Here is a 24965-nt window from a genome sequence, read left to right on the forward strand (position 1 = left end):
AATGAGCGACAAGACGAACGGCGTTGCCGAGACGGTGACTCCGGAGCAGCGCAGCAACCGCAAGACGCGGCGCGGCTACGTGGTCAGCGACAAGATGGACAAGACCGTCGTGATCGAGGTCGAGGACCGGGTCAAGCACCCGCTCTACGGCAAGGTCATCCGACGCACGAGCAAGGTCAAGGTGCACGACGAGCAGAACGCTGCCGGCGTCGGTGACCTGGTGCTCATCATGGAGACCCGCCCGCTGTCCGCTACCAAGCGGTTCCGCCTGGTGGAGATCCTCGAGAAGGCCAAGTAAGTACCTGGCGACATGTCGCCAGGGAAGGATCGTGGCGGGCGGTGCCCTCCGTCCGTCACGATCGTTCTCGTGCCGCACCGCGGTGCGGCAACCAGTGAAAACAGGGTAGGCGGGTCCACCGCCCACACCTGGCCGGCTCACCCGCGAGGGACCCGGCACTGACAGCTATCCGTTCGGCAAGGCTCGCCCGGCATCGGCCGAGGTGAGAACCGGCTCGACGACAGGAGTTCATTACATGATCCAGCAGGAGTCGCGACTTCGTGTCGCCGACAACACGGGTGCCAAGGAGATCCTCTGCATCCGCGTTCTCGGTGGTTCGGGCCGTCGCTACGCCGGAATCGGCGACGTGATCGTCGCCACCGTCAAGGACGCCATCCCGGGCGGGAACGTCAAGAAGGGCGATGTGGTCAAGGCCGTCATCGTCCGGACCGCCAAGGAGCGCCGTCGTCCGGACGGTTCCTACATCAAGTTCGACGAGAACGCCGCCGTGATCCTCAAGAACGACGGTGAGCCGCGTGGTACCCGCATCTTCGGCCCGGTGGGCCGCGAGCTGCGCGACAAGCGGTTCATGAAGATCATCTCGCTGGCTCCGGAGGTGCTCTGACCATGGCAAAGATCAAGAAGGGCGACCTCGTGGTCGTCATCTCGGGCAAGGACAAGGCGAAGCAGGGGCGTGTCCTGGAGGTCCTCAAGGACTCGGACCGTCTCATCGTCGAGGGCGTCAACCGCGTCACGAAGCACACCAAGGTCGGGCAGTCGCAGCGCGGCACCCGTACCGGTGGCATCGAGGTCGTCGAGTCCCCGATCCACGTGAGCAACGTGATGGTCGTCGACCCGGAGACCAAGAAGGGCACCCGGGTCGGGTACCGCAGCGAAGAGGTCGAGCGTGACGGTCGCCAGCGGACGGTTCGCGTGCGTGTCGCCAAGCGCTCCGGTAAGGACATCTGATGAGCACTGAAACGACGAGCATCGAAGCACCCGCCACGCCGCGTCTCAAGGCGCGCTACCGTGACGAGATCATCGCCGGCCTCCGCGAGGAGTTCGGCCACGAGAACGTCAACCAGGTCGCGCGTCTCACGAAGATCGTCGTGAACATGGGTGTCGGGGACGCTGCGAAGGACTCCAAGCTCATCGAGGGTGCGATCCGCGACCTCTCGGCCATCACCGGTCAGAAGCCGCAGGTCACCAAGGCCCGCAAGTCGATCGCCCAGTTCAAGCTGCGTGAGGGCATGCCGATCGGCGCGCACGTCACGCTGCGTGGCGACCGCATGTGGGAGTTCCTCGACCGCCTGCTGTCCATCGCGCTGCCGCGTATCCGCGACTTCCGCGGGCTGTCGCCGAAGCAGTTCGACGGCAACGGCAACTACACCTTCGGTCTGACGGAGCAGTCGATGTTCCACGAGATCGACCAGGACAAGATCGACCGCGTCCGCGGTATGGACATCACGGTCGTGACGACTGCGACGACGGATGACGAGGGCCGCGCCCTGCTGCGCCTTCTCGGCTTCCCCTTCAAGGAGAACTGACATGGCGAAGAAGGCCCTGATCAACAAGGCGGCCGCGAAGCCCAAGTTCGCGGTGCGCGCCTACACCCGGTGCCAGAAGTGCGGTCGCCCGCACTCCGTCTACCGCAAGTTCGGCCTGTGCCGTATCTGCGTGCGCGAGATGGCCCACCGTGGCGAGCTTCCCGGCGTCACCAAGAGCAGCTGGTAACAACTACGTCGTAGGTCCGGGCGTTCCGACGAGGAACGCCCGGATACCACGGCGAGGAAGGGCTGAAGCCCAATGATGACCGACCCGATCGCAGACATGCTCACACGTCTGCGGAATGCGAACTCGGCGCACCACGAGACGGTGACCATGCCGTTCTCCAAGCTGAAGTCGCACATTGCTGAGATCCTGCAGGCCGAGGGCTACATCTCCGGCTGGAGCGTCGAGGACGCCCGCGTGGGCAAGAACCTCACCATCCAGCTGAAGTACGGCCCGAACCGTGAGCGCTCCCTCGTGGGTGTGCGTCGCGTGTCGAAGCCCGGCCTGCGTGTGTACGCGAAGTCCACCAACCTGCCCAAGGTGCTCGGCGGCCTCGGCGTGGCGATCCTGTCCACGTCCTCTGGCCTGCTGACGGACCGTCAGGCCGGCAAGAAGGGCGTGGGCGGAGAAGTCCTCGCCTACGTCTGGTAATCGGAAAGGAGAGATACGCCATGTCTCGTATCGGCAAGATCCCCGTTCCGGTTCCCGCCGGAGTGGATGTCACGATCAGCGGCGCACTGGTGACGGTCAAGGGCCCCAAGGGCGCCCTCGAGCACACCGTGCCCACCCCCATCCAGGTCTCGCAGGAGGACGGCACCCTTGTGGTGACCCGTCCCGACGACGAGCGCGCCTCGCGCTCCCTGCACGGACTGACCCGCACCCTGCTCGCCAACCTGGTGACCGGCGTGACCCAGGGTTACGAGAAGAAGCTCGAGATCGTCGGTACCGGTTACCGCGTCACGGCGAAGGGCTCGGACCTCGAGTTCGCGCTCGGCTTCAGCCACCCCGTCGTGATCAGCGCACCCGCGGGCATCACGTTCGCGGTCGAGAGCCCGACGAAGTTCTCGGTGGCCGGCATCGACAAGCAGCAGGTCGGCGAGGTCGCTGCCAACATCCGCAAGATCCGCAAGCCCGAGCCCTACAAGGGCAAGGGTGTGCGTTACGCCGGCGAGGTCGTCCGCCGCAAGGTCGGAAAGGCTGGTAAGTAGCGATGGCTCTCAAGGTTCTGGGCAAGGGCAAGTCCGTCTCGCGCAAGCGGCGGCACCTGCGCCTGCGCAAGAAGATCACCGGTACCGCGGTTCGTCCGCGTCTCGTGGTCACCCGCTCCTCGCGTCACATCACGGCTCAGGTCGTGGACGACACGATCGGTCAGACCGTGGCGTCGGCGTCGTCCCTCGAGGCCGACCTGCGTGCGCTGGACGGTGACAAGAGCGCCAAGGCCCGCAAGGTCGGCGAGCTCGTCGCCGAGCGCGCCAAGGTGGCCGGCATCGACTCCGTCGTCTTCGACCGCGGGGGCAACAAGTACCACGGTCGTGTGGCGGCAGTCGCCGACGGGGCCCGCGAAGGCGGTCTGGCCCTGTGACGAACTCCGTGACCACCGCCGTCCCATCGGCACCGAAGCAAAGGATTCTCTGATGGCTGCAGGGCAGCGCAGCAGCACCGGCGCCCCCACGGGCGCCACCAACGAGTCGAACGACCGCAACGACCGGCAGCGTGGCGGCGACCGCCGCGACGGTGGCCGTCGTGACGGCCGCCGTGGTGACGCAGCCGAGAAGAACGCCTTCGTCGAGCGCGTCGTCACGATCAACCGTGTCTCCAAGGTCGTCAAGGGCGGCCGTCGCTTCAGCTTCACCGCGCTGGTCGTGGTGGGCGATGGTGACGGCACCGTCGGCGTCGGCTACGGCAAGGCGAAGGAAGTTCCCGCCGCGATCGCCAAGGGTGTCGAGGAGGCCAAGAAGAGCTTCTTCAAGGTTCCTCGCATCCAGGGCACCATCCCTCACCCCATCCAGGGTGAGGCTGCCGCGGGCGTCGTCTTCCTGCGTCCGGCAGCGCCAGGTACCGGTGTGATCGCCGGCGGTCCGGTGCGTGCCGTGCTGGAGTGCGCCGGTATCCACGACGTCCTGAGCAAGTCGCTCGGTTCGTCCAACGCGATCAACATCGTGCACGCGACGGTGGAGGCCCTGCGGAACCTGGAGCAGCCCGAGGCTGTTGCAGCGCGCCGTGGTCTGCCGCTCGAGGACGTGGCTCCGGCCGCGCTCCTGCGTGCACGCGCAGCTGGGGTAGGTGCGTGATGGCTCGACTCAAGGTGACCCAGACGAAGTCCGCCATCGGCGGCAAGCAGAATCAGCGCGACACGCTGCGCACTCTGGGCCTCAAGCGGATCGGCGACACCGCCGTGAAGGAGGACCGTCCGGAGATCCGCGGCATGGTCGCGACGGTGGCGCACCTCGTCGCCGTTGAGGAGGTCGAGTGATCATGGCTGAGAAGGCCAAGAAGGACGAGGCAGTGACCGCTGAGGCGGCCACGACGCCGAAGAAGAAGGCTCCCGCCAAGAAGGCACCCGCGAAGAAGGCCCCCGCGAAGACCGAGGCTCCGGCCGAGGTCGCGCAGGCCGGTGCTGGCGGGACGCTGAAGATGCACCACCTCCGTCCGGCTCCCGGCGCCAAGAAGGCCAAGACCCGTGTGGGTCGTGGTGAGGCGTCGAAGGGTAAGACGGCAGGTCGCGGCACCAAGGGCCAGAAGGCCCGCTACCAGGTGCCCGAGCGCTTCGAGGGTGGTCAGATGCCGCTGCACATGCGTCTGCCCAAGCTTCGTGGCTTCAAGAACCCGTTCCGCACGGAGTACCAGGTCGTGAACCTGGAGAAGCTCTCCGCGCTGTACCCCGAGGGTGGCTCCGTCACCGTCGAGGACCTCGTCGCCAAGGGGGCTGTCCGCAAGGGCCAGCTCGTGAAGGTGCTGGGGACGGGCGAGCTCACCGTCAAGCTCGAGGTCGCGGTCGACGCGTACTCGGGCGCGGCCAAGGACAAGATCCTTGCTGCCGGCGGTTCGGTCTCGGAGGACTGACCTGACGGACAGGGCCGATGGCGCAGCCGCGCCGTCGGCCCTGTCTGCGTCCATGGACCATCCGCGCCGACAGGAGCACGGGTGGACGCGGACAGCTGGTCGCGCAGGAGCACCAGCACAGTAGAATCACGGATCGGTTCATCGTTCGATTGCCGTCCGACACACCGCAGCGGCTAGGGTGCCCATGGCGCTCCGTGCACGGTGCGTCAGATCTCGCCGCTCCGCGGCGACACGACATCCCGCCTCGGCGGGCCAGGAGGATAGGTGCTCAGCGCATTCGCCCGGGCTTTCCGGACGCCTGACCTGCGGCGCAAGCTGCTGTTCACGATCGCGATCATCGTGATCTACCGGGTGGGTTCGTTCATCCCGACCCCCGGCGTGGACTTCAGCAACGTCCAGCAGTGCATCGCCGAGACGGAACAGGGCAACAACCTTCTCGGGCTGGTGAACCTGTTCAGCGGCGGAGCCTTGCTCCAGCTGTCGATCTTCGCGCTCGGCATCATGCCGTACATCACCGCGAGCATCATCACGCAGCTGTTGCGCGTCGTCATCCCGCACTTCGAGGCCCTGCACAAGGAGGGCCAGTCGGGCACGGCGAAGCTGACCCAGTACACGCGGTACATGACCATCGCGCTGGCGGTCCTGCAGTCGACGACGGTCATCACCACGGCCCGCAACGGGTTCCTCTTCACGGGCTGCTCCGTGAACGTCATCCCGGACGACAGCTTCGTCACGCTCGCGCTCATGGTGCTCACCATGACGGCCGGCACGGGCCTCATCATGTGGCTCGGCGAGCTCGTCACGGAGCGCGGCGTCGGCAACGGCATGTCGCTGCTCATCTTCGTCTCCATCGCGGCGAGCTTCCCCACCGCGCTCTGGTCGATCGCGGGCGGCTCCGGTGGCATCGTGGCGTTCGCGATCATGATCGTGGTGATCGTCCTGGTCATCGGGCTCGTCGTCTTCGTCGAGCAGTCGCAGCGCCGGGTGCCCGTGCAGTACGCCAAGCGCATGGTCGGCCGCAAGATGTACGGGGGATCGAGCACCTACATCCCCATCAAGATCAACATGTCCGGTGTCATCCCGGTCATCTTCGCTGCGTCGATCCTCGCGGTCCCCGGTCTCATCGCGCAGTTCGGCGACCCGTCGGCCGGCTGGGTCATCTGGGTCTCCAGCAACTTGGCGCTGCCCGAGGCTCCGCTGCACATCGCGCTCTACGTGCTGATGATCATCTTCTTCTGCTTCTTCTACACGGCGATCACGTTCAACCCGGACGAGGTCGCGGACAACATGAAGAAGTACGGCGGGTTCATCCCGGGCATCCGCGCCGGCCGTCCCACCGCCGAGTATCTCGACTACGTCATCACCCGCATCACGTCCGCGGGCTCCATCTACCTCGCGCTCGTCGCGCTGCTCCCCACGCTGGTCCTCATCGGCCTGGGCGTGTCCACGAACATCCCGTTCGGCGGCAGCTCGATCCTGATCGTCGTGGGCGTCGGCCTCGAGACGGTGAAGCAGATCGACTCGCAGCTGCAGCAGCGCCACTACGAAGGGTTCCTCCGTTGAGCTCCGCACGACTCGTCATCATGGGCCCCCAGGGCGCCGGGAAGGGCACGCAGGCGGCCCGGCTCGCCGAGCGTTACGGTGTGCCCGCCATCTCGACCGGTGACATCTTCCGGGCGAACATCAAGGGCGGCACGGAGCTCGGGCGTCTGGCGCAGGAGTACAGCGCGAAGGGCGACCTCGTCCCGGACTCGGTGACGAATGCGATGGTGCGAGACCGGCTCGCCGAGGCGGACGTCGCGCGCGGCTTCATCCTCGACGGCTACCCGCGCAACGCGGCCCAGGTCGTCGAGCTCGACGCGATCCTCGACGGACTCGGCGTCTCGCTGGACGCGGTGGTCGAGCTGACGGCCGACCGCGACGAGCTCCTCGCGCGGCTGAGCAAGCGGGCCGAGCTCGAAGGTCGGGAGGACGACACGGCGGAGGCGATCGCCCGTCGGCTGGACATCTACGACGAGCAGACGGCGCCGCTGACGGCGGCGTACGCGGAGCGAGGTGTGCTCGCTCAGGTCGACGGCATCGGCGCGATCGACGACGTCACCGGCCGGCTGGTGGCGGCGCTCGAGCCGCTGCTCAGCTGACCGTTACGGGGGCAGCGGGTGTTCGGCCGGGATCGGATCGAGTACAAGAGTGCGGAGCAGATCGCCACGATGCGTCGGGCGGGGCTCGTCGTCGCGCAGACCCTGCGGACGGTGCGTGAGGCCGTCCGTCCGGGCATGACGACGGCGGACCTCGACGCCCTCGCGGCGGTGGTCATCAGCGACGCCGGCGCGACCCCGTCCTTCCTGGGGTATCACGGGTTCCCGGCGACGCTCTGCGTGTCGGTGAACGACGAGGTCGTGCACGGCATCCCGGGCCCTCGCGAGCTGCGGGCGGGTGACGTGGTCTCGGTGGACTGCGGGGCGATCGTCGACGGGTGGCACGGTGACTCCGCGATCTCGTTCGTGCTCGACGCCGCCTCCGGGGACGGTGCCGATCCCGGTGACGTCGCGCTCGTCGAGGCGACCCGCGCCGCCATGTGGGCCGGTATTGCGGCCCTCGCAACGGGGGAGCGCCTGGGCGACGTCGGGGGTGCGATCGAGGACTCGATCACGGCCTCGTCCGCGGCCGACGGCGTGCCGTACGGGATCATCGAGGAGTACGTGGGCCACGGCATCGGTTCCGCGATGCACCAGCCGCCTGAGGTCCTCAACTACCGGACCCGTGAGCGAGGCGCCCGGCTGCGCCCGGGGATGTGCCTGGCGATCGAGCCGATGGTCACGCGCGGCGAGCGGTTCACGCAGGTGTGCGAGGACGACTGGACCGTCGTCACCGACGACGGGTCCCGTGCCGCGCACTGGGAGCACAGCGTCGCGATCCTCGACGACGGGATCTGGGTCCTCACGGCGGAGGACGGCGGCGCGAGCGAGCTCGCACCGCTGGGTGTGCAGGTGGCGCTGCCGGTCTGACCGACCGCGCTCGCCACAGGTCACCACCCGCCGGGGAATGCTCCGGGCGAACGACGACCGCCGTGGTTTCATCCGGTTGTCAGATGCCGTAGGATAGTCCGCTGGGTGTAGTCCGTGTGCGCCGATCGGTCCGGGAAGGTTCCGGATCTGTCGCCGGTCCACGGCGCACACGACATCCACGTCCCGACTCCTCTCGCGAGGCGTCGGCGCGTGGGAACGCAGTTCAGACGAGAGTTAGCGGAGGATATGGCAAAGAAGGACGGTGTCATCGAGATCGAGGGCAGCGTGATCGAGGCCCTGCCGAACGCGATGTTCCGCGTGGAGCTGGCCAACGGTCACAGAGTTCTCGCGCACATCTCGGGCAAGATGCGGCAGCACTACATCCGGATCCTCCCCGAGGACCGGGTCGTCGTCGAGCTCAGCCCGTACGACCTGTCCCGCGGCCGGATCGTCTACCGCTACAAGTAGTCGTCGTCACGCAACCACCACTCGAGACAACTGCCGCCATGGCGCCGGGACCACCGGTGCGGCGTGCGGCGGCGGAGGAACACTGATGAAGGTCAAGCCCAGCGTCAAGAAGATCTGCGACAAGTGCAAGGTGATCCGCCGGCACGGTCGCGTCATGGTGATCTGCGACAACCTGCGCCACAAGCAGCGCCAGGGCTGAGACCCGACGCGAGACCGGTTCGCCGGTCTGCTGCTGGCAGCACGATCACCCGGTGAGCCCGCGGACCTCGTCCGCGCCAGCTCATCTCCACGCACCACCACGAACCTGACGGCCGGCCGCTGGCCGGCAGCAGGGGAACCCTCGGCTCGGAGGCCGGGGCCCGCGGACATCGCGGGAGGGTGGTGCGACAGACCTCCGAACGAAGGACAAGGGAGCCGAAAGGCATATGGCACGTCTCGTCGGCGTCGACCTCCCCCGCGACAAGCGGCTCGAGGTTGCGCTCACCTACATCTACGGCGTCGGCCGTACCCGCGCCCAGCAGACGCTGGCAGCGACGGGGATCAGCCCGGACCTGCGCGTCAAGGACCTGGCCGACACCGAGCTCGTCGCACTCCGCGACTTCCTCGAGGGCAGCTTCAAGCTCGAGGGTGACCTCCGCCGTGAGGTGGCCGCTGACATCCGCCGCAAGGTCGAGATCGGTTGCTACGAGGGCCTGCGTCACCGCCGCGGCCTGCCCGTCCGCGGGCAGCGCACCAAGACCAACGCGCGTACCCGCAAGGGCCCCAAGCGCACCGTGGCCGGCAAGAAGAAGGCCCGCTAAGCAGCAGTAGTCCGCCGGACGGGGTCCGGACGGCCGACCGTCGTCGGCCGCCGCCCGTCCCTCGCGGTCCGACCACCTCAGACCAGGAGAGAAAGAGCACATGCCTCCCAAGACTCGCGCAACCGCGGCCAGGAAGCCGCGCCGCAAGGACAAGAAGAACGTCCCTCACGGCCAGGCGCACATCAAGAGCACCTTCAACAACACCATCGTCTCGATCACGGACCCCTCGGGTGCCGTCATCGCGTGGGCGTCCGCCGGCCACGTCGGCTTCAAGGGCTCGCGGAAGTCGACCCCCTTCGCGGCTCAGCTCGCGGCGGAGTCGGCTGCGCGTCGTGCCCAGGAGCACGGCGTCAAGAAGGTCGACGTCTTCGTCAAGGGCCCGGGTTCCGGTCGCGAGACCGCCATCCGCTCCCTGCAGGCGACCGGCCTCGAGGTCGGGTCCATCCAGGACGTGACCCCTCAGGCACACAACGGCTGCCGCCCCCCCAAGCGCCGCCGCGTCTGATCCTCCGCGCTGCGCGCCGTTGCCCCGCCCGTCACGACCAGGTTCACGCCTGCTCGACGGCGCGGGGCGACGGCGCGACCAGCCATCACCGGACGGGTGGACCGAGTCCCGCCCGGCACAGCGTCGCCCGTGATGCGTCATATAGCGGACGCACACTGAAAGGAACACACCAGTGCTGATCGCACAGCGCCCCACCTTGACCGAAGAGGTCATCTCGGAGAGCCGTTCACGCTTCTCCATCGAGCCCCTGGAGCCCGGCTTCGGGTACACGCTCGGCAACTCCCTGCGGCGCACGCTGCTGTCGTCGATCCCCGGCGCGGCCGTGACGTCCATCCGGATCGATGGTGTGCTTCACGAGTTCACCACCGTGCCCGGTGTCAAGGAGGACGTCACCGAGATCATCCTCAACATCAAGAACCTCGTCGTCTCCTCGGAGAACGACGAGCCCGTCGTGATGTACCTGCGCAAGCAGGGTGCTGGTGTCGTCACCGCTGCGGACATCGTCCCGCCGGCGGGCGTGGAGGTCCACAACCCGGACCTGCACATCGCCACCCTCAACGACAAGGGCAAGCTCGAGGTCGAGCTCACGGTCGAGCGTGGCCGTGGGTACGTCTCGGCGAACCAGAACAAGTCGTTCGACGCGGAGATCGGCCGGATCCCGGTCGACTCGATCTACTCGCCGGTCCTCAAGGTGACCTACAAGGTCGAGGCCACCCGAGTCGAGCAGCGGACCGACTTCGACAAGCTCGTCGTCGACGTGGAGACCAAGCAGGCCATCTCGCCCCGCGACGCGCTGGCCTCGGCTGGCAAGACGCTGGTCGAGCTGTTCGGGCTCGCTCGCGAGCTGAACGTCGAGGCCGAGGGCATCGAGATCGGCCCGTCGCCGACGGACGCGGCCCTGGCCGCGGACCTGGCGCTGCCGATCGAGGAGCTCCAGCTGACGATCCGCTCGTACAACTGCCTCAAGCGCGAGGGCATCCACCAGGTGGGAGAGCTCGTCGCCCGCAGCGAGGCGGACCTGCTCGACATCCGCAACTTCGGCGCGAAGTCCATCAACGAGGTCAAGGAGAAGCTCGCTGAGCTCGGCCTGGCCCTCAAGGACTCCCCGCTGGACTTCGACCCCTCTGCCGCCGACTACTACGACGGCGACGAGGACGACGCGGCGCTCTCGGACACCGAGCAGCAGTACTGACCTTCCGCGCCCCGGCCCGCCGGGAGCGCGACCCGACTTCAAGGAGCACATTCAATGCCTACCCCCACCAAGGGTCCGCGGCTCGGCGGTGGCCCGTCTCACGAGCGCCTGATCCTCGCGAACCTCGCGACCAGCCTCTTCGAGCACGGCCGCATCACGACCACGGTGACCAAGGCCAAGCGCCTGCAGCCGCTCGCCGAGCGTCTCATCACCAAGGCGAAGCGTGGTGACCTGCACTCGATCCGCCAGGTCGCCCGCGTCATCCACAACAAGACGCCGCGCCGCCCCGACCAGCCCGGTGACGCGAACACGGTCGTGCACCGTCTCGTCACGGAGATCGCCCCGGCGATGTCCGAGCGCAACGGTGGCTACACGCGCATCACCAAGGTCGGCAACCGCAAGGGCGACAACGCCCCCATGGCCGTCATCGAGCTCGTGCTCGAGCCGGTGAGCCCTAAGCAGGCCGTCGTCCGCGAGGCGGAGAAGGCAGCCGAGCGGGACGCCAAGAAGCCGTCGAAGAAGACCGCGGCGAAGGCTGCTCCGGTCGAGGACGCGCCCGTCGAGGACGCTCCTGTCGAGGACAAGGCAGCAGACGCACCGGTCGAGGACAAGGACGAGGCCACCAAGGCCTGACTCCTCCCGCACCGACGAGCAGGGCCCGGAACCGCATGGTTCCGGGCCCTGCTCGCGTCCCGGGACGCCCGGACCGTAGATTGGTCAGATGAGCCTCCCGTTGGTCTTCGTCCACGGCGCGAGGACGTCACGGTCCATGTGGCGTGCGCAGCTCGAGGCGGCGGACCGTGCCGGTGTGCCCGCGTTGGCGGTCGATCTTCCGGGCCACGGCGAGCGGCGGGGGGAGAGGTTCACGCTCGAGGCGGCGGTCGACGCCGTGGCGTCCGGTGTCGACGACGTCGGTGGCCGTGCGCTCGTCGTCGGGCTCTCCCTGGGAGGGTACGTCGCGATCGAGCATCGTGCGCGCCGGCCCGAGCAGGTCGCGGGCCTCGTCGCGGCCGGCTGCTGCACCCCGCCACGCTCGCCGCTGCGGGCGGGCTGGTTGGTCGTGGCGCGCCGGATCGAGCGCCTGCCCGACCACGGGGCGGCCCTCAACCAGCGCCTCGTCGACCGCACCCTGAGCGTCGAGGGTGCCCGTGACGTCGGGGCGGGTGGCTTCGCGCTCGAGGTCATGGCGGACGTCCTGGAGCAGGTCGCTGCCTGCGACCCGTTGTCGGCCCTGCGCGCGGCCACGTCGCCGGTGTGGATCGTCAACGGCCGCTGGGACCACTTCCGGACGTCGGAGCGGGCCTACCTGCGCGCCGCGGCCGGCGTTGGGGCCCCCGCCGAGCTCGTCGTCGTGCCGCGGGCGCGTCACCTGGTGAGCCTGGACGCCCCCGTCCCGTTCAACCGGGCGGTGCTCGACGCGCGGCACACGCTCGCGAGCCGGTCAGGCTGAGGACGGCAGGTCCCAGGCCCGGGCGCCGCCGACGAGGGCCGCGGAGTTCGGCACGACCACGACGTCGTCTCCGAGCCGGGCGAGCACGGTCGGGGTGATCTGCCGGGAGTTGCCTCCGCCGAGGTAGAGACGGTCCCACCAGAAGACGGGCCGCAACCCGTCGACGACGGCCAGCACACGCCGTGACCACAGCCCGTTGCCGAGGCGGCGCCGTTCCGGCTCGCCGACGTACTCGTCGTACGTCGCGCCGCGGCGAACGGGTGCGCGGGACCACTCCAGGTGCGGCGCGAGCTGCCCGCCGTGGAACAGGGCCGACCCGAGCCCGGTGCCGAGGGTGAGGACCAGCTCGAGCCCGGAGGCGGCGATGACGCCCGCTCCGTGGACCTCCGCGTCGTTGAGCACCAGAGCGGGGATCCCGAGCCGTTCGGCGACGGCGGCCCGCACGTCGAAGCTCGTCCAGGCTTCGGCGAGGGCCGGGTCGACGCGCGAGCGGGGCCCGCTGCGGGTGATGTAGTGCGGCGTGTGCACGACGACGCCGTGGCGGATCATGCCTGGCATCCCGACGGTGACGCGGTGCGCGGCGGGCAACCGTGCCGCGATCTCCGCGATGGTCTCGACGAGCAGCGCAGGGGCCAGCGGGTACGGGGTGGGGACCCGGACGGCGGTGGCGTGCGCCGTGCCGGCCGCATCCAGCACGTTGGCCTTGATCCCGCCGCCGCCGCAGTCGACGGCGAGCGTGCGCCGCTCGGTGGCCGGTCCCGCTGTCGGCTCCGGAGTCGTCATGGCAGCAACAGTAGGCGCGGACCGGCTAGCGTGGGATGCCGTGACGAACGACGAGAGGCTGGTCCGCGTGCGGTTGGACCTCGCCTACCAGGGGACGGACTTCGCGGGCTGGGCGGTGCAACCGGGGCTGCGGACGGTGCAGGGGACGCTCGAGAGTGGTCTGGCGACGCTCCTGCGGGGCGCGGCGCCCCGCGTCACGGTCGCGGGACGCACGGATGCCGGCGTGCACGCTCGCGGGCAGGTGGTGCACGTCGATCTCACGCCTGCGCAGTGGGACGCACTGCCCGGCCGGTCGGGGCGTTCGTCGGGCGACGCGCTCGTCGCCCGGCTCGGGGGAGTGCTCCCGTCCGACGTCGTGGTCCACCGGGCCGGGCCGGCACCCGCGGGGTTCGACGCCCGCTTCTCAGCACTCCATCGTCGCTACACGTACCGCATCGCCGACGACGTCACGCTCCGCGACCCGCTGCGGCGCGCGTGGGTCCTGTGGCACCGGCGCCCGCTCGACGTCGAGGCGATGGGGGAGGCGATGGCCCCGCTGCGCGGGGTGCGGGACTTCGCGGCCTACTGCAAGCCCCGGCCGGGGGCGACGACCATCCGTGAGCTCCAGGAGATGCGGTGGCACCGGCCGTCGGAGGGGGTCGACGCGGGCCTCGTCGTGGCCCACGTCCGCGCCGACGCGTTCTGCCACAACATGGTGCGCGCGCTCGTGGGTGCGGCGGTCGCGGTCGGCGAGGGCCGGCGCGACGTGACCTGGCCGGCAGAGCTCTTGTCGGCCCGGCGACGGGACGCAGGCGCCGGCGTCGTGCCTGCCCACGGGCTCGTCCTCGAAGAGGTGATCTACCCGCCGGACGACGCGCTGGCGGAACGTGCCGGACGCGTCCGGGCCCTGCGGATGGACGAGGACGTCGACGACGCCCCCGGCGGGGCACGGGTTGCCCGCACCTGAGGTGCGACCGGGAGCCCGGTCCTCGAGGTCAGGGCTTGCTCGAGGTCAGGGTTCTTCGACGATGTGGACGGCGGCCTCCTCGGCGCTCGCGCCGGCCCCGTCGATCCCGGCGTCCGCCGCGTACGTGTCGTTCTCACGGCCGTCGAGCGCGTCGGCGTCGGCGACGAGCCGGCCGGCCCTGCTCGAGTCGGGGCGGTTGAGCGGGTCGTCGTCCCAGGTCTCCGGTTCCTCCTCGGCCAGCCGCTGGTCGAGGCTCTCTCCCATGGACTCCTCGAGCGCGGTCTCGCCCCAGTGGTTGCTCCGCGGGCGTTCCGGAGGGGAGTAGCCCTCGTCGAGCACGTCGGCGACGCCTCGGTCGAGGAGCGTCTCCTCGGGCTGCAGCTGGTTCATGTCGCCCTCCGAGCCGAGCGCGGGGTCGGTCCGGGTGGCTGGTGTGTCCTCGGTCATCCCTCCAGCCTGGCACCAGGTCGTGCAGGCAGCACGTCGGGGGGATCGGCCAGGTAGCGGCACGGCGGTGCTCGGCAATCAGGTGGTCTGACGGGTCTCCGGGGCGCGAGGATGGACCCATGGGCCACATCGACCTCCGCGACGTCAGCTACTACCTGCCCGACGGTCGACAGCTCCTGTCGGACGTGTCCCTGCGGGTGGCGGACGGCGCCAAGGTCGCGCTCGTCGGTCCCAACGGCGCCGGCAAGACCACCCTGCTCTCCATCGTCGCCGGTGACCTCGACGCGCACGCCGGCACCGTCGCGCGCAGCGGCGGCCTCGGTGTGATGCGCCAGCTCATCGGACGCGTCGACGACGAGCGCACGGTGCGTGACCTGCTCGTCGACCTCGCGCAGCCCGCGATCCGCGACGCCGCGCGCGAGCTGGCCGCGGCCGAGCTCGACATCATGACGGTCGACGACACCCCCGCGCAGATGCGCTACGCGCAGGCGCTCTCGGACTGGGCGGACGTGCGGGGCTACGAGGCCGAGGCCGCGTGGGACGAGGTGACCGACGAGGTGCTGTCTCTGCCGTTCGACTCGGCCCAGTGGCGCGAGGTGCGCACGCTCTCCGGCGGCGAGCAGAAGCGGCTGGTGCTCACGGCGCTCCTGCGCGGTCCCGAGGAGGTGCTTCTCCTCGACGAGCCGGACAACTTCCTCGACGTGCCCACCAAGCGGTGGCTCGAGGAGGCGCTCGTCGCGTCGCCCAAGACAGTGCTCTTCGTCAGTCACGACCGCGAGCTCCTGGCCCGTACGGCGACGCACGTCGCGACCGTCGAGCCGACGGCGGCCGGTGGGACGGTCTGGGTGCACGGCGGAGGGTTCGGCTCCTACGCGACGGCTCGCACCGCACGCAGGGACCGGCTGGAGGAACTGCTGCGGCGGTGGGAGGAGGAGCGCGCCCAGCTCGTGACGCTGGTCAACACGCTGAAGAACAAGGCGGCGTTCAACGACGGCCTGGCGAGCCGCTACCAGGCCGCGCAGACACGCCTGCGCAAGTTCGAGGCGGCGGGGCCGCCCCCGGTCATGGCCCGGGAGCAGCGGGTCACGGTTCGCCTGACCGGCGGGCGCACCGCCAAGCGCGCCGTGACGTTCGACCGGCTGGAGCTGACGGGGCTCATGCGACCGTTCGACGGCGAGGTCTTCTTCGGTGAGCGCGTCGCGGTGCTGGGGTCGAACGGGTCCGGCAAGTCCCACCTCATGCGCCTCCTCGCGAGCGGCGGGTCGGACCCCGACGTGGAGCACCAGCCGGTCGGTGGTGCGGACTCCGTGCCCACCGGTGGTCTGGCCCCGGTGGCGCACACCGGTCGGGCGGTGCTGGGCTCTCGCGTCCGGCCGGGCTGGTTCGCGCAGAACCACGTGCACCCGGACCTCGTCGGGCGCACCCTGCTGGAGATCCTGCACCGAGGAGACGGCGCGCGGTCAGGCATGGGGCGCGAGCCGGCCAGCCGCGCCTTGGACCGCTACGAGCTCGTCGGCCAGGCCGAGCAGCGCTTCGAGACGCTCTCCGGCGGCCAGCAGGCACGCCTGCAGATCCTCCTCCTGGAGCTGGGCGGGGCGACCCTCCTGCTGCTCGACGAGCCCACGGACAACCTCGACCTGCACTCGGCCGAGGCGCTCGAGGAGGGCCTGGCCGCCTTCGAGGGAACCGTCGTGGCGGTCACGCACGACCGCTGGTTCGCCCGGGGCTTCGACCGGTTCCTCGTGCTCGGCGGGGACGGCGAGGTGGTGTGGTCGACCGAGCCGGTGTGGGACGTCGAGCGGGTGCAGCGGGTGCGGTAGCCCTCACGGCACCGGTTCCGGCCGGGCCTGCGAGGGCTCCTATCCTGGGGGCATGGCTGTCCACAAGATCGTGCTCTTCTACGCCTTCACCCCGTTGCCGGACCCGACGGCGGTCCAGCTGTGGCAGAGCGCGCTGGGCGAACGCTGGGGTCTCGTCGGCCGGGTCCTCGTCTCCGAGCACGGGATCAACGCGACGCTGGGTGGGACGGTCGAGAACCTCAAGCAGTACGTGAAGACCACCCGCCGGTACCCCGGGTTCGGGGACATCGACGTCAAGTGGTCCGACGGGACGGGCCACGACTTCCCCCGGCTGTCCGTCAAGGTCCGCCGGGAGCTGGTGAGCTTCGGCGCCGCGGACGAGCTCCGGGTGGACGGCGGCGGGGTGGTCGGCGCCGGGACGCGGCTCGCCCCCGCCGAGCTCAACGAGCTCGTGGCGCGTCGCGGCGACGACGTCGTGCTCTTCGACGGTCGGAACGCGTTCGAGGCCGCGATCGGGCGGTTCAAGGGCGCCGTCGTGCCGGACGTCGAGACCACGCGCGACTTCGTCGCCGAGCTCGACTCAGGCCGCTACGACGACCTGAAGACCCGGCCCGTCGTCACCTACTGCACCGGTGGCGTGCGCTGCGAGGTGCTGTCCTCGCTCATGCGCTCGCGAGGGTTCGAGGAGGTCTACCAGCTCGACGGCGGGATCGTGCGCTACGGCGAGACCTTCGGCGACGCCGGGTTGTGGGAGGGCTCCCTGTACGTCTTCGACGAGCGGATGCACGTCGAGTTCGGCGAGTCCACGACGCCGCTGGGCGAGTGCCGTGAGTGCAGCGGTGCCACGGCGGGGTACGAGAACTGTGGGGACCCTGGTTGCCGCACCCTGGAGCTGTACTGCGCGGCGTGCGCACCGCTGGCCAGGGCGCGCCAGTGCGGGGAGTGCGCGCGAGCCCGACCTGGCCTGAGGACCCTGCGGTCGGCGTCACTTTGACCGCCCGCGCTCCGGGAAGGTACTCTGTTGAGTCGTTGTGATTCCCTTTCGACTTTCCGTCGTCACTAGCGCGCCCACTCGCTGCATGACGCGGACGCTCGATCGATGATCAGGCTCTCGGATCGTTCCGGGACGGCAGATCCACAACGACCGACCTCGTCGGCCGCAGACTCCTGCGCCGAAGAAGACACCGAAGACAGAAACGAAGGCTACGACCGTGCGTACGTACACTCCGAAGCCCGGCGACGTCCAGCGCGACTGGCACGTCGTCGACGCGACCGACGTCGTCCTGGGCCGCCTGGCCACCCACGTGGCCACCCTGCTGCGTGGCAAGCACAAGGCCACCTTCGCTCCGCACGTCGACGGTGGTGACTTCGTCATCGTCATCAACGCCGGCAAGGTCGCCCTGACCGGCAACAAGCGCGAGCAGAAGTTGGCCTACAGCCACTCCGGCTACCCGGGTGGTCTGCGTGCTGTCGCCTACGGCGACCTGCTCGAGAAGCACCCTGAGCGTGCGGTGGAGAAGGCCGTGCGCGGCATGATCCCCAAGACCTCGCTCGGCCGTGCCCAGCTCGGCAAGCTCCACGTCTACGCAGGCGCTGAGCACCCGCACGCGGCCCAGCAGCCGCAGCCGTTCGAGATCACCCAGGTCGCGCAGTAATCGCCTTCGGGCGTAGCGGACAGAATAAGGACGCGAGGACACCACCAGTGGCCGAGACCACCGTCGACATCGACACGCTGGACGACGAAACCCCCAGCACCTACACCTCTGAGACCACGGCCCCCTCGGGCCGCGGCCAGAGCATCACCGCGCCGGCCCAGGCCCTGGGACGCCGCAAGGAGGCGATCGCCCGCGTTCGCCTCGTGCCCGGCACCGGACAGTGGAAGATCAACGGCCGGACCCTCGAGGGGTACTTCCCCAACAAGGTCCACCAGCAGCTGGTCAACTCCCCGCTCAAGCTCGTCGACGTCGAGGGTCGCTTCGACGTCGTCGCCCGGATCACCGGTGGCGGCAGCTCGGGTCAGGCCGGCGCGCTGCGTCTCGGCATCGCCCGTGCGCTCAACGAGATCGACGCCGAGCACAACCGCCCGGCGCTGAAGAAGGCCGGCTTCCTGACCCGCGACGCACGCGTCGTGGAGCGCAAGAAGGCCGGGCTCAAGAAGGCCCGCAAGGCTCCGCAGTACTCCAAGCGCTGACCTAGCGCTTGCCAGGCGGCCATCCGGTGGCGCCGTGGATCTGTTCCACGGCGCTGCGGATGGTCGCCTGTGTGGTTTTCGGAGTGCCGCACGCATAGCCGTGCGTGTCGGCGGTACGGGCGCACGTTCATGGTGCGGCCGGTGAGGAAGGATGGCGATGGGACGACTCTTCGGCACAGATGGTGTGCGAGGCCTTGCGAACAAGGACGTCACGGCAGAGCTCGCGCTCGACCTCGGCGTAGCCGCCGCGCACGTGCTCGGCGCTTCGGGCGAGTTCGAGGGCCACCGGCCGCGCGCCGTCGTCGGTCGGGACCCCCGGGCATCGGGAGAGTTCCTGAGCGCCGCGGTCGCGGCGGGACTGGCCAGCGCGGGGGTGGACGTCGTCAACCTCGGTGTGGTGCCGACCCCCGCGGTCGCGTACCTCACGGGTGCGCTCGGCGTGGACCTCGGGGTGATGATCTCCGCGTCGCACAACCCGATGCCCGACAACGGGATCAAGTTCTTCGCCCGTGGCGGGGTCAAGCTCGACGACGCCGTCGAGGACGCCATCGAGCAGCGCCTCGGTGAGCACTGGGACCGGCCGACAGGTGCCGCCGTCGGCAGGATGTCCACCGACACCGGCCAGTCGGGCGCCGCCTACGTCCGCCATCTCGTCGAGAGCATCGGCGGGAGCGACGACTCCGCCCCGCTGACCGGCCTGCGCATCGCGGTCGACTGCGCGAACGGCGCGGCGAGCGAGGTCGGCCCGGCCGCCCTGCGCGCAGCAGGCGCCGACGTCGTCGTCATCAACGCGAGCCCGGACGGTCGCAACATCAACGAGAAGTGCGGGTCGACCCACCCGGAGCAGCTGCAGGCGGTCGTGGTCGCCTCGGAGGCGGACTTCGGGGTGGCGTTCGACGGTGACGCCGATCGTTGCCTGGCCGTGGATCACGCCGGTGTCCTCGTGGACGGCGACCAGATCATGGGCGTCCTCGCGCTCGCGCTGAAGGACGCCGGCCGGCTGGCGCAGGACACTCTCGTCGTGACCGTCATGAGCAACCTCGGGTTGCTGCTCGCGATGCGCGACGCCGGAGTCCGGACCGTCCAGGCGGGCGTCGGTGACCGGTACGTGCTCGAGGAGATGCGGGCCGGGGCGTTCACGCTCGGCGGCGAGCAGTCCGGGCACATCATCATGTCCGACTACGCGACGACAGGGGACGGCGTCCTCACGGCCCTGCACCTCGCGGCGCGCGTCCAGCAGACCGGCCAGAAGCTCGCCGACCTCGCCGCGGTCGTGCAACGTCTCCCGCAGACCTTGCAGAACGTGGCGGGCGTCGACAAGGCGCGCGCCGGCACCGACGAGGTGCTCCGCGAGGCGGTCGCGCGCGCGGAGCAGGCGCTCGGGGACACGGGGCGGGTGCTGCTGCGCCCCTCCGGGACCGAGGCGCTGGTCCGGGTCATGGTCGAGGCCTCGACGCAGCACCAGGCCGACGAGGTCGCCGCCGACCTCGCCGGTGTCGTCCGCGAGCGACTCGCGCTGTGACCGGCGGCTCTCGGCCGGCCGGTGCGGACCGAGCGCTCGGTGACGAGAGCGCCGAGCTCGGGGTCGACGTCGAGCTCCGGGATGCCGTGGCGACGTACCTGCAGGGGTTCGAGGACGGAGTGCTGCCGATCGTCCAGGCCGGCAACCCCGTCCTGCGGACGCCGTCGGTGCCCTACACCGGACAGCTCGGCGACGTGCTGGAGGACCTCCTCGAGGCGATGCGCCGGACCATGCTCGCGGCTCCGGGTGTCGGCCTGGCCGCACCGCAGATCGGCATCGGGCTGGCGATCGCGGTCGTCCAGGACCCGGGCCTGCCCGTCGAGGACCCGGACGACGAGCGTGAGCGCGTCCCGGTGCCGTACCGCGTCCTGATCAACCCGCGGTACGAGGCCGTCGGCACCGAGCAGCGTGCCTTCTTCGAGGGCTGCCTGAGCGTGCAGGGCTGGCAGGCCGTGGTCAACCGGCACCGCGCGGTCCGGCTGACAGGGCGCGACGAGCTCGGCGTCGAGATCGACGAGGTCCTCACCGGCTGGCCGGCGCGCATCGTGCAGCACGAGACGGACCACCTGCGCGGCGAGCTGTACCTCGACCACGCGGAGCTGCGGTCCCTGTCGTCCAACGACAACCTGGCGCGGTACTGGGCGGACGACCCCGACCCGTCCCGCGCCGCGCACGTGCTGGGCTTCGCGACCACCTGAGCCGGCGTCCACGGTCGGCCTGGCCGTGCGACCGGCGGGGTCGCCCGGTGGCGTCCGTGGCAACCTCTGGGTGGACGGCAGGTGCTGTGAAGTCATCCGCTCGGTGGAGGACGCGGAGCCTCCTGGTCGAGCAGGCTGGTGAGGTGTCAGGGGTGAACCCGGGTTCTCCCTGATGAACCGATCCTCCAGGGTCCGTACGCTGGTGCAGTGGCGCCCGATCGCGCCGTCCGCCAGTCCGGCACCCGCGCCGACCGACGAACCGAGGGACTGTGCTCGAAGCCTTGACGACGTTCTTGGACCACCTGGAGACGTGGATCCTTGCCCTCGCGTCGTCCGTGTGGGTCTACCCCGCCATGTACGCGTTCGCGACCATCGACGGGTTCTTCCCTCCGATCCCGAGCGAGTCCGTCGTCATCACGCTGGCTGTCTCCGCCGCGACGACAGGCGCACCGAACCTCGCCGTCGTCCTCCTCGTGGCCTCGCTAGGAGCCTGGACGGGAGACCAGATCGCCTACTCGATCGGCCGCGCCATCGGGACCGAACGCGTCCCGTTCCTGCGTGGTGAACGGGGTCGCAAGGCGGTCGGCTGGGCGGAACGCGCCCTGGCGAACCGTGGTGCTTCCTTTATTCTCGCGGCGCGGTACGTCCCGATCGGACGCGTGGCGGTCAACATGACGGCCGGCGCCGTCGGGTACCCCCGCCGTCGCTTCATGGCGTTCTCGGGCATCGCCGCCGTCACCTGGGCGCTGTACTCGGTCGTCATCGGCCTGGTCGCCGCCCGCTGGCTGGGCCACGAGCCGCTGCTCGCCATGGCTGTCGGTGTCGTCTTCGGTGTGGTGCTCGGGGTCGTCATCGACCAGATCATCATGGCGCGTACGCGGCGACGCGTGGCCCAGCCGTCGCCGGCGGCGCTGAGTCCCGCGCCCGGGGTGGTCCGCCGCTCGCGGCGGACGACGGGTGATGCGGCCGCGGTCGACGGCAGCGAGCCGCAGGCGTCCAGGCGGACGAGCGAGCAGCCGGTGTCAGAGGGTCTGGACCCTGCCGGGCCGACGACCGACGGCACTGAGCCGGACGGGGTGCCGGCCGACCCGGAGCAGGGCGGTGGCCCGGAGACCTCGACCGGACGTGACCAGCGGGCGGGCTCGGCGACCGTCGTCCCGCGCGCCGAGAGCGCCGGGTCGGTCGCGAGAAGGGCGTCCGCCCGGGCCGACGGGGGATCCTGACGCCCGGCGTCGGCGGCTCAGAGCTTGCGGAGCCGGACGCGCTGCACGGAGTGGTCGGAGCCCTTCGTGAGCACGAGCGTGGCCCGGCCGCGGGTCGGCAGGATGTTCTGCTCGAGGTTCGGGGCGTTGATGGACTCCCAGATCGACAGTGCCTTGGCCGTCGCCTCTGCGTCGGACAGCGCGGCGTACCGGTGGAAGAAGGACTCCGGCCGGGCGAACGCGGTCTGGCGCAGTGAGAGGAACCGGTCGACGTACCACTGGCGGACGTTCCGGGTGCGCGCATCGACGTAGATGGAGAAGTCGAAGAAGTCGCTGACTGCGACCGTGGACTCGTCGGTCGCGCTCGGTCGCGCAGGTTGCAGGACGTTGAGCCCTTCGACGATGAGGACGTCAGGCTTGCGGACGACCGCCTCGGCCCCCGCCACGATGTCGTAGGTGAGGTGGTCGTAGACCGGGGCCCGGACCTCGGCGTGCCCCGCCTTGATCTTCGACAGGAAGCGGATGAGTGCGCGGCGGTCGTAGGACTCCGGGAAGCCCTTGCGGTCCATCAGCCCGCGCCGGGCGAGCTCGGCGTTGGGGTGCAGGAACCCGTCCGTCGTGATGAGCTCTACGCGCGGGGTCTCGGGCCAGCGCGCGAGCATCTCCCGCAGGATGCGGGACGTCGTCGACTTGCCGACCGCGACCGATCCCGCCACCCCGATGACGTAGGGGGTGCGGGTCGAGCTCTCCCGGAGGAACGTCGACGTCGCCTCGTGCAGGCCGCCTGTCGCCGTCACGTACAGGTTGAGCAGCCGCGAGAGCGGCCGGTAGATCGCGTCGACCTCGGCGAGGTCGATCGGGTCGCCGAGCCCTCGTAGCCGGGTGACGTCCTCGTCGGTGAGGGGCAGCGGTGTTGACTCCGAGAGCCTGCTCCAGGCGGACCGGTCGAGATCGACGTAGGGGGACGACGGGGTGAGCGCCGCCAGGGCCGAGCCGTTCGCAGGCTCGGCGGCGTGCGCCGTCGCGCTCTCGGTCGGTGAGGCATCGCGTGTGGGGGCCACCCGGGAGATTCTGCCGGATATCCGGCCGCGCTGCGTCAGGTGATCCGCCGGGGCCCTAACAAAGAACCGCGACCTGTCGCTCCGTCCGACTGCTCGGCGAGGCGGCTAGAATCCTGGACCATGTGTGGAATCGTGGGCTACGCAGGCCCCCTCGAAGCGTCGGGGCGACCCCTCGACGTCGTCCTCGAAGGACTCGCTCGGCTCGAGTACCGCGGCTACGACTCGGCAGGCGTCGCGCTCGTCGACCCTGGCCACGGCACGGTCGCCGTCGCGAAGAAGTCCGGCAAGCTCGTCAACCTCACCGACGCCATCGAGCGCGACCCGATGCCGGCCGCCACGTCCGCGATCGGGCACACCCGGTGGGCGACGCACGGTGCGCCGAACGACACCAACGCGCACCCGCACCTGGCCGACGACGGCCGCCTCGCCGTCATCCACAACGGGATCGTGGAGAACTTCGCCGTCCTCAAGGCCGAGCTCCTCGCCGACGGGGTGACGTTCGAGTCGGAGACGGACACCGAGGTCGCCGCCCAGCTCCTCGCGCGGGCCTACCGCGAGGCCGAGAACCTCACGACCGCGATGACCCAGGTCGCGCGGCGGCTCGAGGGCACCTTCACGCTGCTCGCGGTGCACGCCTCCGCTCCGGACACGGTCGTCGGCGCGCGGCACGACTCGCCCCTCGTCGTCGGGCTGGGGTCGGGGGAGAACTTCCTGGGGTCGGACGTGGCGGCGTTCATCTCCCGCACCAAGGAGGCGCTCGAGCTCGGGCAGGACCAGATCGTCACCATCACACCGGACGCGGTCGAGGTGATCGACTTCGACGGGAAGCCGGCCGAGGCCAAGCGCTTCACCGTCGACTGGGACGCCGCCGCGGCGGAGAAGGGCGGCTTCTCGTCCTTCATGGACAAGGAGATCCACGACCAGCCCCACGCCGTCGCCGACACCCTGCTCGGGCGGACCGATCCTTCAGGTCGTCTCGTCCTCGACGACCTGCGCATCGACGAGTCCGTGCTCCGCGCGGTCGACAAGATCATCGTCGTCGCGTGCGGCACCGCCGCGTACTCCGGGCATGTCGCGAAGTACGCGATCGAGCACTGGTGCCGCATCCCGGTCGAGGTGGAGCTCGCGCACGAGTTCCGCTACCGCGACCCGATCGTCGACGAGAAGACCCTGGTCGTCGCCGTGACCCAGTCCGGCGAGACCATGGACACGCTCATGGCCGTGCGGCACGCGCGCGAGCAGGGCGCCAAGGTCATCTCGATCGTCAACACCCACGGCTCCACGATCCCGCGCGAGTCCGACGCCGTGCTCTACACGCACGCCGGCCCCGAGATCGCGGTGGCGTCGACCAAGGCGTTCCTTTCCCAGATCACGGCCGCCTACCTCCTCGGGCTCTACCTGGCCCAGCTGCGGGGCAACAAGTTCCCGGACGAGATCACCGAGATCCTCACGGACCTGCGCGCCATGCCGGCGAAGATCCAGACCGTGATCGAGCGCGGCGAGTACGTCCGCGCGGTCGCCCGCTCGATGCGGGAGGCCGCCTCGGTGCTGTTCCTCGGCCGGCACGTCGGTTTCCCGGTCGCGCTCGAGGGGGCGCTCAAGCTCAAGGAGCTCGCGTACATCCACGCGGAGGGGTTCGCCGCCGGCGAGCTCAAGCACGGACCGATCGCGCTGATCGACGAGGGCAAGCCGGTCTTCGTGGTCGTGCCGTCGCCGCGCGGGCGCGAGGGGCTGCACTCGAAGGTCATCTCGAACATCCAGGAGATCCGTGCGCGCGGCGCGCGGACCCTGGTCATCGCGGAGGACGGGGACGACGCCGTGCTGCCGTACGCCGACGAGATCTTCTGGATCCCGGCTTCTCCGACGCTGCTCTCGCCGCTGCTCGCGGTCGTGCCGCTGCAGATCTTCGCCTGCGCGCTCGCGACGGCCAAGGGCCTCGACGTCGACCAGCCGCGCAACCTGGCGAAGTCCGTCACGGTCGAGTAGCACCGCCGTACAGTGA

Annotated in this window: 33 protein-coding genes; 30 read left to right on the forward strand and 3 right to left on the reverse strand. The window is 70.0% G+C overall.

Annotated features, from left to right (window positions below):
- The first annotated feature begins 1 nt into the window (after position 1).
- The 21 genes from rpsQ (at position 2) to OHL10_RS02925 (ending at position 12314) form a co-directional block, all read left to right on the forward strand.
- On the forward strand, positions 2-298 hold the full coding sequence (gene rpsQ, locus OHL10_RS02825; protein ID WP_265520637.1) for a 30S ribosomal protein S17: 297 nt from the start codon (positions 2-4) through the stop codon (positions 296-298).
- Positions 299-533: 235 nt separating this feature from the next.
- Positions 534-902 (forward strand): 50S ribosomal protein L14, encoded by a 369-nt coding sequence (gene rplN, locus OHL10_RS02830; protein ID WP_056653778.1) that lies wholly within the window; start codon positions 534-536, stop codon positions 900-902.
- Positions 903-904: 2 nt separating this feature from the next.
- Positions 905-1246, forward strand: a complete 342-nt coding sequence (gene rplX / locus OHL10_RS02835) for a 50S ribosomal protein L24 (RefSeq protein ID WP_265520638.1) — start codon at positions 905-907, stop codon at positions 1244-1246.
- Positions 1246-1824, forward strand: a complete 579-nt coding sequence (rplE, locus tag OHL10_RS02840; RefSeq protein ID WP_265520639.1) for a 50S ribosomal protein L5 — start codon at positions 1246-1248, stop codon at positions 1822-1824. Before rplX ends, rplE begins: the two co-directional genes overlap by 1 nt.
- 1 nt (position 1825) lies before the next feature.
- Complete coding sequence (locus OHL10_RS02845) at positions 1826-2011, forward strand: type Z 30S ribosomal protein S14 (RefSeq protein ID WP_021480434.1); 186 nt, start codon at positions 1826-1828, stop codon at positions 2009-2011.
- A gap of 75 nt (positions 2012-2086) precedes the next feature.
- Positions 2087-2479 carry a 30S ribosomal protein S8 gene (gene rpsH, locus OHL10_RS02850; RefSeq protein ID WP_265520640.1) on the forward strand — a complete coding sequence of 131 codons (393 nt, stop codon included), beginning with the start codon at positions 2087-2089 and terminating at the stop codon, positions 2477-2479.
- 20 nt (positions 2480-2499) lie between these two features.
- Positions 2500-3036: a 50S ribosomal protein L6 gene (rplF, locus tag OHL10_RS02855; protein WP_265520641.1), complete on the forward strand. Its 537-nt coding sequence runs from the start codon at positions 2500-2502 to the stop codon at positions 3034-3036.
- 2 nt (positions 3037-3038) lie between these two features.
- Positions 3039-3410, forward strand: coding sequence for a 50S ribosomal protein L18 (gene rplR / locus OHL10_RS02860; protein ID WP_265520642.1), 372 nt, complete (start codon positions 3039-3041; stop codon positions 3408-3410).
- 52 nt (positions 3411-3462) lie between these two features.
- Complete coding sequence (gene rpsE / locus OHL10_RS02865) at positions 3463-4119, forward strand: 30S ribosomal protein S5 (protein WP_265520643.1); 657 nt, start codon at positions 3463-3465, stop codon at positions 4117-4119.
- Positions 4119-4301, forward strand: a complete 183-nt coding sequence (rpmD, locus tag OHL10_RS02870; protein WP_030151924.1) for a 50S ribosomal protein L30 — start codon at positions 4119-4121, stop codon at positions 4299-4301. The genes rpsE and rpmD overlap by 1 nt, the downstream gene beginning before the upstream one ends.
- A gap of 2 nt (positions 4302-4303) precedes the next feature.
- Positions 4304-4891, forward strand: a complete 588-nt coding sequence (gene rplO / locus OHL10_RS02875) for a 50S ribosomal protein L15 (RefSeq protein WP_265520644.1) — start codon at positions 4304-4306, stop codon at positions 4889-4891.
- Between the two features lie 264 nt (positions 4892-5155).
- Positions 5156-6454, forward strand: coding sequence for a preprotein translocase subunit SecY (gene secY, locus OHL10_RS02880; protein ID WP_265520645.1), 1299 nt, complete (start codon positions 5156-5158; stop codon positions 6452-6454).
- A 20-nt stretch (positions 6455-6474) separates the two neighbouring features.
- A complete protein-coding gene (locus OHL10_RS02885) occupies positions 6475-7032 on the forward strand; it encodes an adenylate kinase (protein ID WP_265521003.1) in 558 nt (185 codons plus the stop codon).
- A gap of 18 nt (positions 7033-7050) precedes the next feature.
- Entirely contained in the window at positions 7051-7899 is an 849-nt protein-coding gene (map, locus tag OHL10_RS02890) for a type I methionyl aminopeptidase (RefSeq protein WP_265520646.1), read from the forward strand.
- A 246-nt stretch (positions 7900-8145) separates the two neighbouring features.
- Positions 8146-8367, forward strand: a complete 222-nt coding sequence (gene infA / locus OHL10_RS02895; protein ID WP_135973020.1) for a translation initiation factor IF-1 — start codon at positions 8146-8148, stop codon at positions 8365-8367.
- Between the two features lie 85 nt (positions 8368-8452).
- Positions 8453-8566 carry a 50S ribosomal protein L36 gene (gene rpmJ / locus OHL10_RS02900; protein ID WP_003956441.1) on the forward strand — a complete coding sequence of 38 codons (114 nt, stop codon included), beginning with the start codon at positions 8453-8455 and terminating at the stop codon, positions 8564-8566.
- A gap of 226 nt (positions 8567-8792) precedes the next feature.
- Positions 8793-9167 carry a 30S ribosomal protein S13 gene (rpsM, locus tag OHL10_RS02905; RefSeq protein ID WP_265520647.1) on the forward strand — a complete coding sequence of 125 codons (375 nt, stop codon included), beginning with the start codon at positions 8793-8795 and terminating at the stop codon, positions 9165-9167.
- Between the two features lie 100 nt (positions 9168-9267).
- Positions 9268-9672 (forward strand): 30S ribosomal protein S11, encoded by a 405-nt coding sequence (gene rpsK / locus OHL10_RS02910; RefSeq protein WP_265520648.1) that lies wholly within the window; start codon positions 9268-9270, stop codon positions 9670-9672.
- Positions 9673-9844: 172 nt separating this feature from the next.
- Positions 9845-10864: a DNA-directed RNA polymerase subunit alpha gene (locus OHL10_RS02915; protein WP_265520649.1), complete on the forward strand. Its 1020-nt coding sequence runs from the start codon at positions 9845-9847 to the stop codon at positions 10862-10864.
- 54 nt (positions 10865-10918) lie between these two features.
- Positions 10919-11497 (forward strand): 50S ribosomal protein L17, encoded by a 579-nt coding sequence (rplQ, locus tag OHL10_RS02920; protein WP_265520650.1) that lies wholly within the window; start codon positions 10919-10921, stop codon positions 11495-11497.
- Positions 11498-11585: 88 nt separating this feature from the next.
- Positions 11586-12314 carry an alpha/beta fold hydrolase gene (locus OHL10_RS02925; protein ID WP_265520651.1) on the forward strand — a complete coding sequence of 243 codons (729 nt, stop codon included), beginning with the start codon at positions 11586-11588 and terminating at the stop codon, positions 12312-12314.
- Here the strand turns inward: OHL10_RS02925 and OHL10_RS02930 are convergent.
- Positions 12306-13097, reverse strand: a complete 792-nt coding sequence (locus OHL10_RS02930; RefSeq protein WP_265520652.1) for an ROK family protein — start codon at positions 13095-13097, stop codon at positions 12306-12308. The two genes, OHL10_RS02925 and OHL10_RS02930, sit on opposite strands and share 9 nt — an antisense overlap.
- On the opposite strand from OHL10_RS02930, the gene truA reads away from it, so the two are divergent.
- Positions 13096-14043: a tRNA pseudouridine(38-40) synthase TruA gene (gene truA, locus OHL10_RS02935; protein ID WP_265520653.1), complete on the forward strand. Its 948-nt coding sequence runs from the start codon at positions 13096-13098 to the stop codon at positions 14041-14043. The two genes, OHL10_RS02930 and truA, sit on opposite strands and share 2 nt — an antisense overlap.
- 45 nt (positions 14044-14088) lie before the next feature.
- Here the strand turns inward: truA and OHL10_RS02940 are convergent, their stop codons facing one another.
- Positions 14089-14490 carry a DUF5709 domain-containing protein gene (locus OHL10_RS02940; RefSeq protein ID WP_265520654.1) on the reverse strand — a complete coding sequence of 134 codons (402 nt, stop codon included), beginning with the start codon at positions 14488-14490 and terminating at the stop codon, positions 14089-14091.
- Positions 14491-14609: 119 nt separating this feature from the next.
- On the opposite strand from OHL10_RS02940, the gene OHL10_RS02945 reads away from it, so the two are divergent.
- The 7 genes from OHL10_RS02945 to OHL10_RS02975 all read left to right on the forward strand — a co-directional run bounded on the left by OHL10_RS02945 (position 14610) and on the right by OHL10_RS02975 (position 21923).
- Positions 14610-16310 carry an ABC-F family ATP-binding cassette domain-containing protein gene (locus OHL10_RS02945; RefSeq protein ID WP_265520655.1) on the forward strand — a complete coding sequence of 567 codons (1701 nt, stop codon included), beginning with the start codon at positions 14610-14612 and terminating at the stop codon, positions 16308-16310.
- Positions 16311-16362: 52 nt separating this feature from the next.
- Positions 16363-17283: an oxygen-dependent tRNA uridine(34) hydroxylase TrhO gene (gene trhO, locus OHL10_RS02950; protein ID WP_265520656.1), complete on the forward strand. Its 921-nt coding sequence runs from the start codon at positions 16363-16365 to the stop codon at positions 17281-17283.
- Between the two features lie 217 nt (positions 17284-17500).
- Positions 17501-17944, forward strand: coding sequence for a 50S ribosomal protein L13 (gene rplM, locus OHL10_RS02955; RefSeq protein ID WP_265520657.1), 444 nt, complete (start codon positions 17501-17503; stop codon positions 17942-17944).
- A 47-nt stretch (positions 17945-17991) separates the two neighbouring features.
- On the forward strand, positions 17992-18480 hold the full coding sequence (gene rpsI, locus OHL10_RS02960) for a 30S ribosomal protein S9 (RefSeq protein ID WP_265520658.1): 489 nt from the start codon (positions 17992-17994) through the stop codon (positions 18478-18480).
- A gap of 157 nt (positions 18481-18637) precedes the next feature.
- A complete protein-coding gene (gene glmM / locus OHL10_RS02965) occupies positions 18638-20002 on the forward strand; it encodes a phosphoglucosamine mutase (protein ID WP_265520659.1) in 1365 nt (454 codons plus the stop codon).
- Positions 19999-20700, forward strand: coding sequence for a peptide deformylase (locus OHL10_RS02970; RefSeq protein ID WP_425498917.1), 702 nt, complete (start codon positions 19999-20001; stop codon positions 20698-20700). The genes glmM and OHL10_RS02970 overlap by 4 nt, the downstream gene beginning before the upstream one ends.
- 281 nt (positions 20701-20981) lie before the next feature.
- Complete coding sequence (locus OHL10_RS02975) at positions 20982-21923, forward strand: DedA family protein (protein ID WP_265520660.1); 942 nt, start codon at positions 20982-20984, stop codon at positions 21921-21923.
- Between the two features lie 17 nt (positions 21924-21940).
- Here OHL10_RS02975 and coaA read toward each other — a convergent pair whose 3' ends face one another.
- Complete coding sequence (gene coaA, locus OHL10_RS02980; protein WP_265521005.1) at positions 21941-22888, reverse strand: type I pantothenate kinase; 948 nt, start codon at positions 22886-22888, stop codon at positions 21941-21943.
- A 195-nt stretch (positions 22889-23083) separates the two neighbouring features.
- Here coaA and glmS point away from each other — a divergent pair, with 195 nt between their 5' ends.
- Complete coding sequence (glmS, locus tag OHL10_RS02985) at positions 23084-24949, forward strand: glutamine--fructose-6-phosphate transaminase (isomerizing) (protein WP_265520661.1); 1866 nt, start codon at positions 23084-23086, stop codon at positions 24947-24949.
- The last annotated feature ends 16 nt before the right edge of the window (positions 24950-24965 follow it).

This window comes from Oerskovia flava (genome assembly GCF_026163685.1).
Lineage (GTDB): Bacteria > Actinomycetota > Actinomycetes > Actinomycetales > Cellulomonadaceae > Oerskovia_A > Oerskovia_A flava.

Coding starts and splice junctions, on each gene's coding strand:
- rpsQ (WP_265520637.1), top strand. CDS start 2: ATGAGCGACAAGACGAACGGCGTTGCCGAGACGGTGACTCCGGAGCAG.
- rplN (WP_056653778.1), top strand. CDS start 534: ATGATCCAGCAGGAGTCGCGACTTCGTGTCGCCGACAACACGGGTGCC.
- rplX (WP_265520638.1), top strand. CDS start 905: ATGGCAAAGATCAAGAAGGGCGACCTCGTGGTCGTCATCTCGGGCAAG.
- rplE (WP_265520639.1), top strand. CDS start 1,246: ATGAGCACTGAAACGACGAGCATCGAAGCACCCGCCACGCCGCGTCTC.
- OHL10_RS02845 (WP_021480434.1), top strand. CDS start 1,826: ATGGCGAAGAAGGCCCTGATCAACAAGGCGGCCGCGAAGCCCAAGTTC.
- rpsH (WP_265520640.1), top strand. CDS start 2,087: ATGACCGACCCGATCGCAGACATGCTCACACGTCTGCGGAATGCGAAC.
- rplF (WP_265520641.1), top strand. CDS start 2,500: ATGTCTCGTATCGGCAAGATCCCCGTTCCGGTTCCCGCCGGAGTGGAT.
- rplR (WP_265520642.1), top strand. CDS start 3,039: ATGGCTCTCAAGGTTCTGGGCAAGGGCAAGTCCGTCTCGCGCAAGCGG.
- rpsE (WP_265520643.1), top strand. CDS start 3,463: ATGGCTGCAGGGCAGCGCAGCAGCACCGGCGCCCCCACGGGCGCCACC.
- rpmD (WP_030151924.1), top strand. CDS start 4,119: ATGGCTCGACTCAAGGTGACCCAGACGAAGTCCGCCATCGGCGGCAAG.
- rplO (WP_265520644.1), top strand. CDS start 4,304: ATGGCTGAGAAGGCCAAGAAGGACGAGGCAGTGACCGCTGAGGCGGCC.
- OHL10_RS02885 (WP_265521003.1), top strand. CDS start 6,475: ATGGGCCCCCAGGGCGCCGGGAAGGGCACGCAGGCGGCCCGGCTCGCC.
- infA (WP_135973020.1), top strand. CDS start 8,146: ATGGCAAAGAAGGACGGTGTCATCGAGATCGAGGGCAGCGTGATCGAG.
- rpmJ (WP_003956441.1), top strand. CDS start 8,453: ATGAAGGTCAAGCCCAGCGTCAAGAAGATCTGCGACAAGTGCAAGGTG.
- rpsM (WP_265520647.1), top strand. CDS start 8,793: ATGGCACGTCTCGTCGGCGTCGACCTCCCCCGCGACAAGCGGCTCGAG.
- rpsK (WP_265520648.1), top strand. CDS start 9,268: ATGCCTCCCAAGACTCGCGCAACCGCGGCCAGGAAGCCGCGCCGCAAG.
- rplQ (WP_265520650.1), top strand. CDS start 10,919: ATGCCTACCCCCACCAAGGGTCCGCGGCTCGGCGGTGGCCCGTCTCAC.
- OHL10_RS02925 (WP_265520651.1), top strand. CDS start 11,586: ATGAGCCTCCCGTTGGTCTTCGTCCACGGCGCGAGGACGTCACGGTCC.
- truA (WP_265520653.1), top strand. CDS start 13,096: ATGGCAGCAACAGTAGGCGCGGACCGGCTAGCGTGGGATGCCGTGACG.
- OHL10_RS02930 (WP_265520652.1), bottom strand. CDS start 13,097: ATGACGACTCCGGAGCCGACAGCGGGACCGGCCACCGAGCGGCGCACG.
- OHL10_RS02940 (WP_265520654.1), bottom strand. CDS start 14,490: ATGACCGAGGACACACCAGCCACCCGGACCGACCCCGCGCTCGGCTCG.
- OHL10_RS02945 (WP_265520655.1), top strand. CDS start 14,610: ATGGGCCACATCGACCTCCGCGACGTCAGCTACTACCTGCCCGACGGT.
- trhO (WP_265520656.1), top strand. CDS start 16,363: ATGGCTGTCCACAAGATCGTGCTCTTCTACGCCTTCACCCCGTTGCCG.
- glmM (WP_265520659.1), top strand. CDS start 18,638: ATGGGACGACTCTTCGGCACAGATGGTGTGCGAGGCCTTGCGAACAAG.
- glmS (WP_265520661.1), top strand. CDS start 23,084: ATGTGTGGAATCGTGGGCTACGCAGGCCCCCTCGAAGCGTCGGGGCGA.